Origin of the sequence: Streptomyces sp. NRRL F-5755 (assembly GCF_001279365.1) — a bacterium.
Taxonomy (GTDB): Bacteria; Actinomycetota; Actinomycetes; order Streptomycetales; family Streptomycetaceae; genus Streptomyces; species Streptomyces rimosus.
The window spans coordinates 32,965-48,396 of sequence record NZ_LGCW01000292.1 but is presented as its reverse complement, the minus strand read 5'-3'; the positions used below and the strand labels follow the sequence as shown (position 1 = coordinate 48,396).

17 protein-coding genes are annotated in these 15,432 nt (G+C 69.9%); 7 read left to right on the top strand and 10 right to left on the bottom strand.

What is annotated here, in order from left to right; genetic code table 11:
* The first annotated feature begins 74 nt into the window (after positions 1-74).
* Positions 75-1,016 carry an ATP-binding cassette domain-containing protein gene (locus tag ADK86_RS31015; protein ID WP_324611427.1) on the top strand — a complete coding sequence of 314 codons (942 nt, stop codon included), beginning with the start codon at positions 75-77 and terminating at the stop codon, positions 1,014-1,016.
* A complete protein-coding gene (locus ADK86_RS31010) occupies positions 1,013-1,864 on the top strand; it encodes an ABC transporter permease (protein WP_053699582.1) in 852 nt (283 codons plus the stop codon). The genes ADK86_RS31015 and ADK86_RS31010 overlap by 4 nt, the downstream gene beginning before the upstream one ends.
* A 32-nt stretch (positions 1,865-1,896) precedes the next feature.
* Here ADK86_RS31010 and ADK86_RS31005 read toward each other — a convergent pair whose 3' ends face one another.
* The 3 genes from ADK86_RS31005 to wrbA form a co-directional block, all read right to left on the bottom strand.
* Complete coding sequence (locus ADK86_RS31005) at positions 1,897-2,523, bottom strand: Uma2 family endonuclease (RefSeq protein WP_234346105.1); 627 nt, start codon at positions 2,521-2,523, stop codon at positions 1,897-1,899.
* 113 nt (positions 2,524-2,636) lie between these two features.
* Positions 2,637-4,049, bottom strand: a complete 1,413-nt coding sequence (locus tag ADK86_RS31000; RefSeq protein WP_053699580.1) for a glutamate decarboxylase — start codon at positions 4,047-4,049, stop codon at positions 2,637-2,639.
* Between the two features lie 15 nt (positions 4,050-4,064).
* The gene (wrbA, locus tag ADK86_RS30995; protein WP_053699579.1) at positions 4,065-4,733 is read right to left on the bottom strand and encodes an NAD(P)H:quinone oxidoreductase; all 669 of its coding nucleotides are present in this window, start codon (positions 4,731-4,733) and stop codon (positions 4,065-4,067) included.
* A 453-nt stretch (positions 4,734-5,186) separates the two neighbouring features.
* Here wrbA and ADK86_RS30990 point away from each other — a divergent pair, with 453 nt between their 5' ends.
* A complete protein-coding gene (locus ADK86_RS30990) occupies positions 5,187-6,236 on the top strand; it encodes a methyltransferase (RefSeq protein ID WP_053699578.1) in 1,050 nt (349 codons plus the stop codon).
* A gap of 80 nt (positions 6,237-6,316) precedes the next feature.
* On the opposite strand, the gene ADK86_RS30985 is transcribed toward ADK86_RS30990, so the two are convergent.
* From ADK86_RS30985 to ADK86_RS30975, 4 genes are all read right to left on the bottom strand, one after another.
* Positions 6,317-6,790 carry a hypothetical protein gene (locus ADK86_RS30985; RefSeq protein WP_053699577.1) on the bottom strand — a complete coding sequence of 158 codons (474 nt, stop codon included), beginning with the start codon at positions 6,788-6,790 and terminating at the stop codon, positions 6,317-6,319.
* On the bottom strand, positions 6,784-7,212 hold the full coding sequence (locus ADK86_RS30980) for an ATP-binding protein (RefSeq protein WP_053699576.1): 429 nt from the start codon (positions 7,210-7,212) through the stop codon (positions 6,784-6,786). The genes ADK86_RS30985 and ADK86_RS30980 overlap by 7 nt, the downstream gene beginning before the upstream one ends.
* A gap of 441 nt (positions 7,213-7,653) precedes the next feature.
* The gene (locus tag ADK86_RS41570) at positions 7,654-7,845 is read right to left on the bottom strand and encodes a DUF397 domain-containing protein (RefSeq protein ID WP_078952371.1); all 192 of its coding nucleotides are present in this window, start codon (positions 7,843-7,845) and stop codon (positions 7,654-7,656) included.
* 12 nt (positions 7,846-7,857) lie between these two features.
* Complete coding sequence (locus tag ADK86_RS30975) at positions 7,858-8,706, bottom strand: DUF5753 domain-containing protein (RefSeq protein ID WP_053699575.1); 849 nt, start codon at positions 8,704-8,706, stop codon at positions 7,858-7,860.
* A gap of 212 nt (positions 8,707-8,918) precedes the next feature.
* On the opposite strand from ADK86_RS30975, the gene ADK86_RS30970 reads away from it, so the two are divergent.
* On the top strand, positions 8,919-9,395 hold the full coding sequence (locus tag ADK86_RS30970; protein ID WP_199834505.1) for a hypothetical protein: 477 nt from the start codon (positions 8,919-8,921) through the stop codon (positions 9,393-9,395).
* Positions 9,396-9,413: 18 nt separating this feature from the next.
* On the opposite strand, the gene leuE is transcribed toward ADK86_RS30970, so the two are convergent.
* A complete protein-coding gene (gene leuE / locus ADK86_RS30965; RefSeq protein ID WP_053699574.1) occupies positions 9,414-10,088 on the bottom strand; it encodes a leucine efflux protein LeuE in 675 nt (224 codons plus the stop codon).
* 117 nt (positions 10,089-10,205) lie between these two features.
* On the opposite strand from leuE, the gene ADK86_RS30960 reads away from it, so the two are divergent.
* Positions 10,206-10,964 carry a MerR family transcriptional regulator gene (locus tag ADK86_RS30960; RefSeq protein ID WP_053699573.1) on the top strand — a complete coding sequence of 253 codons (759 nt, stop codon included), beginning with the start codon at positions 10,206-10,208 and terminating at the stop codon, positions 10,962-10,964.
* Positions 10,965-11,062: 98 nt separating this feature from the next.
* On the opposite strand, the gene ADK86_RS30955 is transcribed toward ADK86_RS30960, so the two are convergent.
* Positions 11,063-11,434 (bottom strand): YbjQ family protein, encoded by a 372-nt coding sequence (locus tag ADK86_RS30955; protein WP_030375002.1) that lies wholly within the window; start codon positions 11,432-11,434, stop codon positions 11,063-11,065.
* Between the two features lie 289 nt (positions 11,435-11,723).
* On the opposite strand from ADK86_RS30955, the gene ADK86_RS30950 reads away from it, so the two are divergent.
* Both ADK86_RS30950 and ADK86_RS30945 read left to right on the top strand, forming a co-directional pair.
* Positions 11,724-12,443, top strand: coding sequence for a DedA family protein (locus ADK86_RS30950; protein WP_053699572.1), 720 nt, complete (start codon positions 11,724-11,726; stop codon positions 12,441-12,443).
* Positions 12,444-12,677: 234 nt separating this feature from the next.
* Entirely contained in the window at positions 12,678-14,477 is a 1,800-nt protein-coding gene (locus tag ADK86_RS30945) for a threonine/serine ThrE exporter family protein (RefSeq protein ID WP_078952370.1), read from the top strand.
* Positions 14,478-14,772: 295 nt separating this feature from the next.
* On the opposite strand, the gene ADK86_RS30940 is transcribed toward ADK86_RS30945, so the two are convergent.
* Positions 14,773-15,270, bottom strand: a complete 498-nt coding sequence (locus ADK86_RS30940; protein WP_004571927.1) for an inorganic diphosphatase — start codon at positions 15,268-15,270, stop codon at positions 14,773-14,775.
* Positions 15,271-15,432 lie beyond the last annotated feature (162 nt).

Below are 15,432 nucleotides of genomic sequence, written 5' to 3'. Positions count from 1 at the left end.
CCCCCGCCCCCCCCCCCCCCCCCGCCGCCGTGGCCGGCCCTGCCGCCGGGCCCGCCCCCGGCACCGACCCCGCCATCGCCGTCGAAGGACTCCGCAAGAAGTACGGGCCCAAGGCCGCCCTGGACGGCCTCGACCTGACCGTGCCGCGCGGCACCGTGCACGGCGTCCTCGGCCCCAACGGCGCCGGCAAGACCACCCTCGTCCGCATCCTGTCCACCCTGCTCCGCCCGGACGCCGGTACCGCCCGGGTCGCCGGCTTCGACGTACGGCACCGGCCCGACGAGGTACGCGTACGGATCGGGCTGCTCGGCCAGCACGCCGCCGTGGACGAGGAGCTCAGCGGCCGGCAGAACCTGGAGATGTTCGGCCGGCTCTACCACCTGGGCGGACGTGCCGCTGCGGCCCGCGCCGCCGAACTGCTGGAACGGTTCGCGCTGGCCGACACCGGCAAGAAGGCGGTCGGCCGGTACAGCGGCGGGATGCGGCGGCGCCTCGACCTGGCCGCCAGCCTGATCATGTCGCCGCGCATCCTGTTCCTCGACGAGCCGACCACCGGCCTGGACCCGCGGGGCCGCACCGAGGTGTGGCAGGCGGTCCGGTCTCTGGTCGAAGGCGGTACGACCGTCCTGCTGACCACGCAGTACCTGGAGGAGGCCGACCAGCTGGCCGACCGGATCTCCGTGGTCGACGGCGGGCGGATCATCGCGGACGGCACATCCGACGAACTCAAGGCCAAGGTGGGCGGCGACCGTATCGACGTGGTCCTGCACGACCCGGCCGACCTGGAACGCGCCGCGGCGATCGTCGGCGCCGTCGCCGGACCGGCCGCCACCGACGCCGACGCCCGGCGGGTCAGCGCGCCGGTCACCGACCGGATGGCGGCACTCACCGAGACCGTACGGGCCCTGGCCTCGGCCGGGATCGAGGCGCGGGACATCGCCCTGCGCCGCCCCACCCTCGACGAGGTCTTCCTGCACCTGACCCAGCGGCCCGCCACTGAGGAGACGACCGTATGAGCACTGCCACGGCATCTGCATCTGCACCGGCACCCGCCCCGGCTCCCGGGGCCCGCGCCCGTACGGCCGGCTGGGTCCTCGCCGACTCCTGGACCATGACCCGCCGCGGCCTCGCGCACTGGGCCCGGCAGCCCGTGCAGGTCGTCGTCGGGCTGGTCTTCCCCGTGATGATGCTGGTGATGTTCGGCTACTTCCTCGGCGGCGGGATGGCGCTGCCGGGCGGCGGCGACTACAAGGAGTACCTGGTCCCCGGCATGCTCGCGCTGACCATGGCCTTCGGCCTGGAAGCGACGATGGTGGCGGTCACCCAGGACCTCAACAAGGGCGTCATCGACCGCTTCCGGTCCATGCCCATGGCTCCGTCGGCGGTCCTGATCGGCCGCAGCGTCCTGGACATGCTGGAGTCGTCGGTCAGCCTGCTGGTGATGATCGGCGCCGGGCTGGCGATGGGCTGGCGCTGGCACGGCGGCCTCGACGACGCCCTGTACGCGGTGGGCCTGCTGCTCCTGCTGCGCTTCGCGATGCTGTGGATCGGCATCCACCTGGCCCTGGTCGCCGGCAAGCCCGAACTGGTCCAGGCCGTACAAATCCTGGTCTGGCCCGTCGGCTTCCTCTCCAGCGCCTTCGTCTCCCCGGCGTCGATGCCCGGCTGGATGGGCGCCGTGGCGGAGTGGAACCCGATGTCCGCGACCGCGGGCGCGATACGGGAACTCTTCGGCAACCCGCACTCGGCGGGCGGCGGTTGGGCGCCCCAACATGCGGAACTGCTGGCGGTGGCGTGGCCGTTGGCGCTGCTGGCGGTGTTCTTTCCACTGGCGGTAAGGAGGTTCGGGCGGTTGGGGAGGTAGGTCGGGGAGGGTGAGGTCGGTGGGATCGGCCCTCACCCCTCGGTAAGGGACCGCAGGTCGATGTCTACGGGGAACGGGACGCTGGTCACGAGCTTGCCGGTGTGGACAGGGCGCTCGGGGCTGGGAGCGTAGACACCTGTCTCGTGGTGCAGCCAGAACTCGTGCACCACGGGCAGGTCGTTCTCGTCGCGTTCGATGCGCCAGTAGGAGGGGATGCCAGCTTCGGCATACAAGCCGGGCTTGAGGATCCGGTCATGGCGGCGGGACCCGGTCGAGACGACTTCGACGGCCAGTACGGTGTTCTTCGCGGGGGTGCAATCGAGGGTGCTGCTGTCGAGACCACGCTTGTCGAAGACGACGACATCTGGTTTTGGGGCGTTACGTTCATCGAGCATGGTCCAGCGCTCGACGTTGACACCGAAGGGCTCGACCCGGGCACTTCGAAGCCTGAAGTACAGCTCGTCCCGGACCAGGTCGTGCCACCATACGGTCGCTCCACGTACCACGATCTTCCCGTCCACGAGTTCCCAGTCGTACGGCAGGATCAGCTCCTTCACCTGGTCATACGTCCAGCCGTCCGGCGGCGGGTACATCCAGTTCTCCGGGGTGGCCCGCTCTCCCCGCTCCTGCTCGGCTTCTGCGGCCATTGCTGCTCCCATGCACCGAATCGTGAACGCGTTCGTGGTCCCGCGTCCTTCGAACGACCGTAGCGCCACCCGCACGAGTGAAGCCGGGCGACGCGCCCCCGCTCTCCTCCGTGGCGAGGGCGACCTCAGTGATGGAACGCCGTATCCGTACCCGCACGATTCCCCAGCGGCCCGCCCTGCTTCCGCAGTTCCGGCAGCAAACGTTCCAAATCGGCCATGAACAGATCGCTCAGGTCGTGGGAGAAGCCGTTGCGGCAGACGATGCGGAGGACGGAGAGGTCGTCGCGGTCGGGCGGGAAGGTGTAGGCGGGGATGAGCCAGCCGCGTTCGCGCATGCGGCGGGAGACGTCGAAGACGTCGAAGCCGCGCACGCCGTCGGCCGTGGTGAAGGCGAAGACGGGCAGTTCGTCGCCGCGGGTCAGCAGGCGGAAGTCGCCCAGGGCGCCGATACGGTCGGCGAGCGAGCGTGCCACGTCGCGCGTGTTCTGTTGTACGGCGCGGTAGCCGGCCCGGCCCAGCCGCAGGAACGTGTAGTACTGGGCGACGACCTGGGCGCCGGGCCGGGAGAAGTTGAGGGCGAAGGTCGGCATGTCGCCGCCCAGGTAGTCGACGCGGAAGACCAGCTCCTCCGGTAGCGCCTGCTTGTCGCGCCACAGGGCCCAGCCGACGCCGGGGTAGACCAGCCCGTACTTGTGGCCCGAGGTGTTGATGGAGGCGACGCGCGGCAGCCGGAAGTCCCACACCAGGTCCTCGTCCAGGAACGGCGCGATCATGGCGCCGGACGCCCCGTCCACATGGACGGGGATGTCCAGCCCGGTGCGCTCCTGGAGGGCGTCCAGGGCCGCGCAGATCTCCGCCACCGGCTCGTACGACCCGTCGAACGTCGAGCCGAGGACCGCCACGACGCCGATGGTGTTCTCGTCGCAGAGCGCGGCGGCCGACTCCCCGTCCAGGTGGAAGCGGTCGCCGTGCATGGGCACCTGCCGCGCCTCGACCTCCCAGAAATTACAGAACTTCTCCCAGCACACCTGCACGTTCGCGCCCATGACCAGGTTGGGCCGGGCGGTGGCCGGGTAGCGGTCGGCGTTCGCCCTGGACCAGCGGCGCTTGAGGGCCATCCCGGCGAGCATGCACGCCTCGCTGGAGCCGGTCGTGGAGCAGCCGACGGCGCCGGCCGGGTCGGGCGCGTGCCACAGGTCGGCGAGCATGGCCACGCACCGCTGCTCCAGTTCGGCGGTGCGCGGATACTCGTCCTTGTCGATCATGTTCTTGTCGCGGCACTCCGCCATCAGGATGTCGGCCTGCGGCTCCATCCAGGTGGTGACGAAGGTGGCGAGGTTCAGCCGGGCGTTGCCGTCCAGCATCAGCTCGTCGTGGACGAGCTGGTAGGCGGCGCGCGGGGCGACCGGGTCGTCCGGCAGGGAATGGCGGGGCGGCGCGTCGGCCATGCCCGCCACCGGGTCGGCCTCCCCGTAGAAGGGATTGACCGACAGACGCTGCTCGCGGTCCCTGGCGGACGCGCCCTCGTGGAGTGCCATGGTGGCCGCGTACCCTCAGCCGGCCTCGGAAAGCCCCGCCTTCAGGGCGCGGGTGTATTTCACGACACGCCGCGCCTGGACGCCGGCGGCGGTGCGCACCTCGTCGTCGAGCGGCGTCTCGGGGCCGCCGACGTGCGAGGTGCCGTACGGGTTGCCGTCCGCGAATTTGCTCGGGTCGGTGTAACCGGGCGTCACGACGATGCCGCCGAAGTGGTGGATGGTGGTGTAGAGGGCGAGCAGGGTCGTCTCCTGGCCGCCGTGCTTGGTCGCGGAGGCGGTGAAGCCGCTGTAGACCTTGTCCGCCAGCCTGCCCTGCTGCCACAGCCCGCCGAGCGTGTCGATGAACTGCTTGAGCTGCGAGGCGATGTTGCCGTACCGGGTGGGCGAGCCGAAGATCACCGCGTCCGCCCAGACCATGTCGTCGGGCGTGGCCTCGGCGATGCCGGCGGTCGCGCGGACATTCTCGGCCCAGGCGGGATTGGACTCGATGGCCGCCTGCGGGGCCAGCTCGGCGGCCTTGCGCAGCCGCACCTCGGCGCCCGCCTTCTCGGCGGCATCCGCGACGGCCTTGGCCAGTTCGGTGATGGTCCCGGTCGAGGAGTAGTAGATGACGGCGAGGCGTACGGAGCGGTCGCCGGGGCCGGTGGCGGTGCTGCTGTCGGGCCGGTCGCTGGGCTGGGTCATGGTGATACCTCCTCTGGAGGGACGATACGGGCATACCGGGTTATACGGGGGGTTGGGCGCGCCTGCGGCTGTGCTCGTGGTCGCGCCGTGGCCGTGCTCGGTCGGACCGCACCTGTGACCGCGCTCGGTCGGACCACGTTCGTGACCGCGCCGGTGGTCGCGCTCGGCCGCAGGCCGTCGGGGCGCGGACGGCACCCTCTCCCCGTCGACGGTGCTCCCTCCCTGCCGACGGCACCCCCTCCCCGCCGACGGCGCCCCTCCCCACCGTGACGCCACGATGGGTGAAGCGTCAACAACCGATTCCCATACGCCTGTTGCGCGACCCCGGCGATCAACTTAGGCTTACCTAACTAACGCGGGACGGGGGTACGGTCCGCCGGCCCGCCGCGCCGTCCCCGGGCCACGACCTGGCACGGAAGCGGCGTCCGAGGCGAATGAGACCAAGGAGCGGACGTGGAAGCGAACGAGGAACGGGCGACACCCACACGCGCGGCCCGCGGCACCGTCACCGGGCTGCTGTTCGGCCAGCTCGCCACGTACGCCGTGGGCACGGCCGTCCGGCTCGGCGTGCTGGACCGCATCGGCGCCGGCACCCGTACGGCGGACGAAGTGGCGGCCGACTGCGGAACCCACCCGCAGGCCACGCTGCGCCTGCTGCGCGCCCTGGCCGCGCTGGACCTGCTGACCGAACCCGAACCGGCCGTCTTCGAGGCCACCGCCGCCGGAGCGCTGCTGCGCAGCGACGCCCCGGACTCCATGTACGCGCTCGCGCGCATCTTCAGCGAGCCGCTCATGACCCGCGCCCGGGAACGCATGGAGGACAGCGTTCGCACCGGCGAACCCGTCTTCGACGCGATCTTCGGTACGGACTTCTTCAGCCACCTCAAGAGCGAGCCGGAACTGTCGCAGGTGTTCAACACCGCGATGGGCCAGGGCACCCGCATCGCCGCCCAGGACGTGCCGCCCGCCTACGACTTCGGGCGCTTCGGCACCATCGTCGACGTGGGCGGCGGCGACGGCACGCTGCTCGCCGCCATCCTGCGGGCCCACCCCGCACCGCGCGGCATGATCTACGACACCGCCGAGGGTCTCGCCCAGGCCGGCGCCAAACTGGCCGCCGAGGGCGTCGCCGACCGCGTCACCCTGCGCACCGGCGACTTCTTCACCGAAGCCCCCACCGGCGGCGACCTCTACCTCCTCAAAAGCGTCATCCACGACTGGAACGACGACCAGTGCGCGCAAATCCTGCGCCACATCCGCCAGGTACTGCCCCCGGACGGCCGCCTCCTGATCATCGAGCCGGTCCTCACCGACACCGTGGGCCCCGACGCCTCCGCCCTCCCCTACCTGAGCGACCTCAACATGCTGGTCAACGTAGGCGGCCGGGAACGCACCCGCACCGACTTCGAAACCCTCTGCACCAAGGCCGGCTTCCACCTCACCGGCCTCACCCCACTACCGGCCCCGGACCCCTTCGTCCTCATCGAGGCCATCGCGGTCTGAGCCGGTACGGGCCGGTCACCTACGACCGGCCACCACGCGCCGCCCGGCAACCTGCCCGGCCGGGCGGCGTCGGCGTACCGTCACCGGCGGCGTACGGCTGGGGCGCCGACGAGAGCGCGGTCACGGGCGGTGACACGGTGCAGGTACCGGTCGATCGCTTCAGGCCCTGCCCCGGGCCCGATCGCGTCGAGTCCGAGCACGAGACAGACCTGCCCGCCGCCCAGGGCGTACTCGATCCATCGGACCGTCGGCCGTGGCACCCGCAAACAGAAATCCGGGTGGCCATAGTCGAGTACGAGGTGCGGCCCCCGGACCGTCAGCCGGTCACCGATGTCCGGAACCCGCCCCGAAGCGGCGCACAGCCCGAGGCCACCGGCCATGCCGAGCAAAGAGGTCTCGATACGCTCGACGGATTCGCCGGGACGGCGCGGAGGCGGATGCGCGATCAGCATCCACGCCACGAGGCCGGCCGGCGGGGCCGCGTCGAGCCATGTACTGACCACGACACCGGCGACGAACGCGGGCCCCGGCACGGGCCGGACCGCGGTCACCATGCCAGCACCGCCCACACGACCTTCCCGAGCGGCCGGTCCGCCACGCCCCAACTGTCGCAAAGCGCCTCGACGATGAGCAGCCCGCGGCCCCTTTGGCGGTCCGCGTCAGGGGGTTTCCGACGGGGACGACGCCGAGCCGGATCGTGCACCTGAATCCGCGCCCCGGCGGGAGAGGCCGTCACGGCCAGGGCGACGAGATCTCCGGGCTCGGTCCCGTAGCGGCAGGCGTTGGTGACGAGTTCGCTGACGAGGAGTTCGACTTGGTCGAGCCGTTCTTCGGTGATTCCGGGTACGGACTGTTGGACCACTTGGCGGGCGTAGGTGCGGGCTTGCCCAACACTTCTGGCCGTACCGGGAAATGTACGTGGTGGTGCGAGTGTGAGTGCTTCCTGAAGGGAGTCTCCGCGGGCGGTGTTTTGCATGGGTCGGCAACCTTTCGTCGCCCTCGCCCTCCTGATTGGCGCGACGCTTCAGTGGCGGCGATCGGCCCTCGTTGCGTCGACACCGAGGAATGGGCGAGCTTGGGGAATTATTCGGCGCAGCACCGTTTCCGCTTTGATCTTGTCGCTGGTTGTCGCTGGTTGTCGCTGGTTGTCGCTGGTTGTCGCTTGTGTTGCCGCGCTGCCGGGCGCGTTGGGGGCGCGCTTCTCATGAGTCCCGCACGCACGATCGACGGGAAGGGAAGCGTTGAACCGTGCCGTTGTGGTTGTGGAACGGTGACGCATGAGGAACGTAGCGCCTGACGCTGATGCGTATCAACAGTTGTACGTCTAAAGAGTGAGACGGAGTGCGCCAACGATTGTGACCCGCGCACGGGTGAGCCCCTCCGCCGAGCTCGGCGGAGGGGCTCACCCGTGCGCGGGTCAGTTCGGGTCGCCGAACCGTCCTTCCTTTGCTCCCGAGATGAGCGCGCACAATTGGGCTTGCGACGTCCGTATGATGTCCTGCGGGGCATCGCTCTCACGTATCAGAATCCCGCCGCCATGGCCGGCGATTTCTATGCAGTTACCCTCTGCGTCGGTCGACTTCGAAGACTTCTGCCACTGAATGTCCACGGTTCCCAGCTTTCACGCTTGGTGCGTCAATTTATGGACGAAGTCGAATGACTTCGCGGGGGTCAGGGCTCTTTCTTGGGTGCGGTCGAGAACCGCTCGGTAATTGGCGAGCCGAGTATCCGCATCAAGGAAAGCAGGCCCCGTCGGTGTGTCCGTCTGCACGGTGTCGAGCTGCGGCACGGGGCCGTACGCGTAGAGGGTCGAGCTTCCGGCGTTCGGGAACCCCGCTCCGAAGGGGATGACGCGTACTTCGACGTTGTCCCGCTCCATCTCTTTGAGCAGGTACTCGCGCTGCGTTCGAGTAACCTCTCGCCCGCCGAACTCCATCCGCAGCGCGGCCTCGTGGATGAGGAACGTACAGGCCGGAGGCGTTGGGCGGTCGAGCACGTCACGACGCCTCAGCCGGTGGGACAGCCGACGGCGGAGGGTGGCGGGGTCGAGGGACGGTACGGCTTCCGTGAAAACGGCGCGGGCGTACTCCTCGGACTGGAGCAGGCCGGGCATGTGCATGATTTGCACCGAACGCAGTGCGACTGCGTGGTATTCCAACTCGGAGAGGTCGAGCGCACCGCCCGACAGGTCTCCCCTGTAGTCCTCCCACCAACCGCTGATGCGCTCTTCCGCCATGGCGGCCAGGGCATCGATGTAGGAAGCGTCGGGACAGGTGTAGTGCGATGCCCACGCTCGCACGCGCTCCCGGCTCACCCCGAAGCGGCCCGATTCGGTGTTGCTGATCGTGGTCCGGTCTGTGCTGAGCAGGGCTGCGGCCTCGGCGAGTGTGAGGCCGGCGTGCTCACGCATCTTCCGCAACTCGGTGCCCACACGGCGCTGTCGCGCTGTTGGCGACTTCCTGGGTGGCATCCGCTCCCCTTCTGTCGGGTCTCAGTGTGGCCCGCGTACTTATGGGGGTCTATCAGGTCCCACGGGTTATACGAATACGTACAACTGAGCTAGTGTCACGCCTCACGTCTACGGCCACAACCCTTCGAATCCGCGGCACTCACGCGCCACGATGGGTGGCCACCGGTCCGGCAGCGGCCTGGCCTGGGACCGGACGTGAGAGGACTCGCACCATGCGACTGGGCATCACTGGGCACAGAGGGCTCTCGGCGGCCATCGAGAAGACCGTGCGGGCCGAGATGCAGGCGCGCCTGCGGGGGTATGGGGCCTCGGAACTGTGTGGGGTCTCCTGTCTTGCCGACGGCCCCGATACGTGGTTCGCGGAGATCGTGCTCGCGTTCGGAGGGCGTATCGAGGCCGTCGTGCCCGCGGAGGGCTATCGCGCAGGGCTTCCGGAGGGGCATCGCGCCACGTATGACGTGCTCCTCGGGCAGGCGGTGGAGGTGCATCGCACCGGGCTGCGGGAGTCGTGTCCGGAGGCTCACATGGCAGGTGGCGAGATTCTTGTGGGGCTCGTTGACCGGCTGTTGGCGGTGTGGGATGGGGAGGAAGCGCGGGGGTTCGGTGGTACGGCCGATGTGGTCGCATACGCCCGGCGTACGGGCGTACCCGTTGACGTCATCTGGCCTGCCGGGGCCACCCGGGATTAGCGGGCCGGCCCCCGCCCCTCACCCCGCACTCGCCAGCGAAAGCTTTGCCGCGAAGCCCAGGAATGCTGCTCCGGCGCCTGCCGACAGGCCCGCCGTCAAACGCTTGCGGCGGCGGAATGTGGCGGCGAGGTAGGTGCCGCTGAAGATGAGGATGGTGAGGTAGGTGAAGCTGAAGAGTTGGGCCCAGGCGCCGAGGGTGAGGAAGGAGAGGGCGGGGTGGGCGTAGTGGGGGTCCACGAACTGGACGAAGAAGGAGATGAAGAAGAGGATCGCCTTGGGGTTGAGGAGGCTGATCACGAGGGCGCGGCGGTACGGGCGCTCGCGGACCTCCTTGGACCGGCCGGCCTCGTCGGCCGTGGCCTTCTTGCGGAGGGACGTGGCGGCCTCGCGGTTGCGCCACAGGGACCAGGCGCCGCGCAGCATGCCGATCGCGAGCCACGTGAGGTAGCCCGCGCCCGCGAACTTCACGATGGCGAAGAGGACCGGGCTGGTCTGGAGGAGTGAGGCCACGCCGCCCGCGGACAGCGTCATCAGCACCGTGTCGCCGCACAGCACGCCGGCCGCCGCGCGGTAGGCGATGCGCGGGCCCCGGCGGGCCGCGACGGAGACGACGTACAGCGAGTTCGGGCCCGGCAGCAGCACGATGAGCGCGACGCCCACCAGGTAGGTCGGAAGATCGGTTATCCCCAGCATGGGGGCAGGATGCCACCGGCGTCCCGTCCGCCCCACTGGTTTCCGGGATACGGACTTGCACCTCACGTGGCGTGAGGTCGCATCGTGGAGCGCGTACCGAGAAGGAGGGCGGAAGCAGTGGGCTACTCCGTGGGACAGGTCGCCGGATTTGCCGGTGTGACGGTGCGTGCCCTGCACCATTACGACGAGATCGGGCTGCTGGTGCCGGGCGGGCGCAGCCACGCCGGCCACCGGCGCTACAGCGACGCCGATCTCGACCGGCTCCAGCAGATCATGTTCTACCGGGAGCTCGGCTTCCCGCTCGACGAGGTGGCGGCCCTCCTGGACGACCCGGACGCCGACCCGCAGGAGCACCTGCGGCGGCAGCACGCGCTGCTGAGCGCCCGGATCGGCAAGCTCCAGGCCATGGCCACCGCCGTCGAACACGCGATGGAGGCACGCAAGATGGGCGTCAATCTGACCCCTGAGGAGAAGTTCGAGGTCTTCGGTGACTTCGACCCGGACGCGTACGCGGGCGAGGTGCGCGAGCGCTGGGGCGGCACCGAGGCGTACAAGGAGTCGCAGCGCCGTACGGCCACGTACACGAAGGAGGACTGGAAGCGGCTGACGGAGGAGTTCGACGCCATCCACCGGAAGATGGCCGACACGATGGCGAGCGGGCTGCCGGCCGACTCGGCCGAGGCGATGGACGTCGCCGAGGAGCACCGCCGGTTCATCTCGTCCGGCTACTACGACTGCTCGCACGAGATGCACACCTGTCTCGGCGAGATGTACGTAGCGGACGAGCGTTTCACCGCCACCTATGAGGCCATCCGGCCCGGGCTGGCCGTCTACATGCGCGACGCGATGCTCGCCAACGCGGTGCGCAACAGCTGAGACCGTACGGGACAGGGGAGCGCGCCCCCTGGCCCGTACGGCTGTGTCGCGGTCCGGACCGGCCCGGTCCGTACGGCCGCGTCGCCAGGACCGGCCGCTCAGGCGGCCTTCGGGGCGATCACCACGGCGGTGCCGTACGCGCAGACCTCCGTGCCCACGTCCGCCGCCTCCGTCACGTCGAAGCGGAACATCAGCACCGCGTTCGCACCGCGGGCCCGCGCCTGTTCGACCAGCCGCTCCATGGCCTGGTTACGGGTCTCCACGAGCGTCTTGGTCAGGCCCTTCAGCTCGCCGCCGATCATCGACTTCAGCCCGGCCCCGATCTGGCTGCCCAGGTGCCGCGAGCGCACCGTCAGGCCGAAGACCTCGCCGATGACCCGCTGCACCTCGTATCCGGGGACGTCGTTGGTGGTCACCACCAGTACGTCGGCCTGCGCGGCCTGCCCGCCGCCGAACTCCTCGATGCCCATCGTGTGTCCTGTCCCTCCGTGCGGTGAGCCCGCCGGGAGGCCGGCTCCTCGGGGGAGCGTCTCATGGGGGCGGGGCAGAACCGCGGGACCCGGGGGAGGGGGCGTCGGTGTCCGGCCAGGGAGGGCGCGAGGGGCGTCCCGGCGCGTATCCGGGGGCCCGCTGAGGCCCGTGACGGGCGGCTGGAACCACGGCATGTCATCCGGCGTTGATAGCTTTGGGCCGCACACTGCGCCTCCATCCCCGTCGCACCGCACGATCCGGCGCCCTCGACCCAGGAGCCTTCACCCCGTGAATACTCTCGCGCTCGGCCCCCAGTGGCTGGACCCGGACTACCTGATCGGCACGTTCGGGCTGATCGGCGTGCTGATCATCGTCTTCGCGGAATCCGGCCTGCTGATCGGCTTCTTCCTGCCGGGCGACTCGCTCCTGTTCACCACCGGCCTGCTGGTGACGACCGACAAGCTGGACAAGCCGCTGTGGCTGGTGTGCCTGCTGATCGTGCTCGCGGCCGTCCTCGGCGACCAGGCGGGCTATCTCTTCGGCCGCAAGGTCGGACCCGCGCTCTTCAAGCGCCCGGACTCCAAGCTGTTCAAGCAGGAGAACGTGGAGAAGGCGCACGAGTTCTTCGAGAAGCACGGCCCGAAGTCGCTGATCCTGGCCCGCTTCGTGCCGATCGTCCGTACCTTCACCCCGATCATCGCGGGCGTGAGCCGGATGAACTACCGCTCGTTCATCACCTTCAACGTGATCGGCGGCACGCTGTGGGGCGCGGGCGTGACCCTGCTCGGCGCCTCCCTCGGCAACATCGAGTTCGTGCACAAGCACATCGAGCTGATCCTCGTCGCGATCGTGCTGATCTCCGTCGTCCCGATCGTCATCGAGTACCTGCGCTCCCGCGGCAAGAACAAGAAGGCGGCGGCCCAGGTGGCGTACGACCCGGCCGGCGCCGTACAGCCGCCCCGCCAGCCCGGCAACGACGGGCGCCGGGGTCGGCACGCGAAGCGATAGGCGTACGGCCCTACGGGCGACGCGGCGCGCGGGCCCACCGGCCCGCGCGTTCGTGCGCCCGGCCCCGACGGCACCGGTGACCGGCGCACCGGAAGCCCCGGGTTTCTCTCGTTGCGCAGGGGAAACCCGCAGCACATAAGAACCTCAGTGAGGGCCCCGCCCCGCGCGCCCCTGCCGACCATCAGGCATCGTGTCCTTGATGGTCGGCAGGAGGCGTACGAGGAGCGAAGAGACGTGGCGTCGGACGCACAGCGGGGACAGCGCGGAACCAACGGCACGAACGGGAAGAACGGCGTGAACGGCGTCAAAGGCGTGCACGGAACCAGCAATGGTGCGAACGGCGGAACCGATCACTCCGAGGACCGCAAACCGCAGTCGGACGAGGCGCGCAGCGCCTTCACACCGCCGCTCGGCGTGCCGTACCCGCCGGTCCCCGAGGAAGAGCACCCCACCTCCGAGTTCGCCCTCCCCGAGGGCCTGAAGACCGAGGCGCCGGCCGAGCCGGAAGGCTCCGCCTTCAGCCCGCCCGGCGGTACGGCCACCGGCAACGGCAGCACCACCGGACAGCACCAGCTGCCCGACCGGACCCCGGCGGGCTGGCCCGCCTTCACACCGCCGCACGGCGTCCCCGTCATCAACCTGACCAAGCAGACGCCCTGGCAGGACCGGATGCGCACGATGCTGCGCATGCCGGTCGGCGAGCGGCCGGTGCCGGAGCGGGTGGAGCGCGCCGAGGACACCGGACCCGCCGTACCGCGCGTCCTGGACCTGACGCTGCGCATCGGCGAGATCCTGCTGGCGGGCGGCGAGGGCGCGGAGGACGTGGAAGCCGCGATGTTCGGCGTCGCGCACGCGTACGGGCTGGAGCGGGTCGAGCCCACCGTCACTTTCACGCTGCTGTCGATCTCCTACCAGCCGTCGCTGGTCGACGACCCGGTCACGGCCAGCCGTACGGTACGGCGGCGCGGCGTGGACTACACCCGGCTCTCCGCGGTCTTCCGCCTCGTCGACGACATCACCTCTGAAGGCATCACCCTGGAGGAGGCGTACCGCGGCCTGGCCGAGATCCGCCGTAACCGCCACCCCTTCCCGAGCTGGTCCCTCACCCTCGCCTCCGGACTGCTGTCCGGCGCGGCGAGCATGCTGGTCGGCGGCGGGGCGATCGTCTTCATCGCGGCGGCGATCGGCTCGATGCTCGGCGACCGGCTGGCCTGGCTGGCGTCCAGCCGCGGGCTGCCGGAGTTCTACCAGTTCGTGGTCGCGGCGATGCCGCCGGCCGCCATAGGCGTCGCGATGAGCTTCTCGCACGTCGCCGTCCAGGCGTCCGCGGTGATCACCGGTGGCCTCTTCGCGCTGATCCCCGGACGGGCCCTGGTGGCCTCCGTACAGGACGGCCTGACGGGGTACTACATCACCGCCGCGGCACGCCTGCTGGAAGTCGGCTACCTCATCGTCGGCATCGTCATCGGCGTGCTCGCCGCGCTCTACATCGGGTTGCAGCTCAATCCGGAGGACCTGTACCCGGCGGCCGGATTCAGCACGTTCATCGATCCGCCGGTGCAGACGCTGGCCGCCATGCTGCTGGCGCTGTCCTTCTGCGTACTGCTCCAGCAGGAACGTCACACCGTCCTGTTCGCCACGCTCAATGGCGGCGTCGCGTGGGTCACCTACGGCGCGCTCGCCAACGTCAGCGGCATGAACGCGGTACCCGCCACGGCCATCGCCGCCGGCCTCGTCGGCCTCTTCGGCCAGCTCCTGAGCCGCTACCGGTACGCCTCCGCGCTGCCGTACGTCACGGCCGCGATCGGGCCCCTGCTGCCCGGTAGCGCCACGTACTTCGGCCTGCTCAACTTCGCCCAGGGCGACATCGGCCCCGGCGTCTCCTCCCTCATCAAGGCCGCGTCCCTGGCCCTGGCCATCGCGGTCGGCGTGAACCTCGGCGGCGAGGTGGCCCGCCTGTTCATGAAGGCACCCGGGATGGCTCAGGAGGAGCCGGGGGAGCGGCGGGCGGCGAAGCGGACGCGGGGCTTCTAGCGAAGCCTCGCGGGAGGGGGCCGCGGGGTTTCCGCGTGCCTCCGGCCGCGTCGTCCTCAATCTCCCCCAGCTAACGCTGGGAGGTACCCCCAGACGGGCTTGATCTGGCTAAGCCGTTCCAGATGTCCCCGCCGCGTCCGGCCTCGGCAGCGGAACGCGCCCGGCTTCACCCGGTCGGAGCCCCCCGACAACGCAAAGGCGGCACCCGACCCTCCGGATGCCGCCTCCGCGAACAAATGACTGCTGTCAGCCGACCAACTTCGTCAGGCGACCGACTTCATCCCGAGCTGCAGGCTCAGTGGTGGGCGCCGCCCTGCGCCTCCAGGCGCTTGAAGGAAGCCTCGATCTCGGCCTCGGCCTCGGCGCGGCCGACCCAGTCGGCGCCCTCGACGGACTTGCCGGGCTCCAGGTCCTTGTAGACCTCGAAGAAGTGCTGGATCTCCAGGCGGTCGAACTCCGACACGTGGTGGATGTCGCGCAGGTGCTCCACGCGCGGGTCGGAAGCCGGGACGCACAGCAGCTTGTCGTCGCCGCCGGCCTCGTCCGTCATACGGAACATGCCGATGGCGCGGCACTTGATCAGGCATCCGGGGAACGTCGGCTCGTCCAGGATGACCAGCGCGTCCAGCGGGTCGCCGTCCTCGCCGAGGGTGTTCTCGACGAAGCCGTAGTCGGCCGGGTAGCTGGTCGAGGTGAAGAGTCGACGGTCCAGGCGGATCCGTCCGGTCTCGTGGTCCACCTCGTACTTGTTCCGCGAACCCTTCGGGATCTCGATGGTGACGTCGAACTCCACGGGTGGCTCCTCCATGATCAACACATACGTCTGGTGATTAAGTGTCCCCCACGCAGGTGTGTGGTGGCGAAAGGGGCTGGTCCTAAGTGCCGGAGACCAGGTCGTGGCAGGTCAGGTGGCAGGCCGCGCAGCGGTTGGCGCAACGTTCCGCCCGGCGGGCGG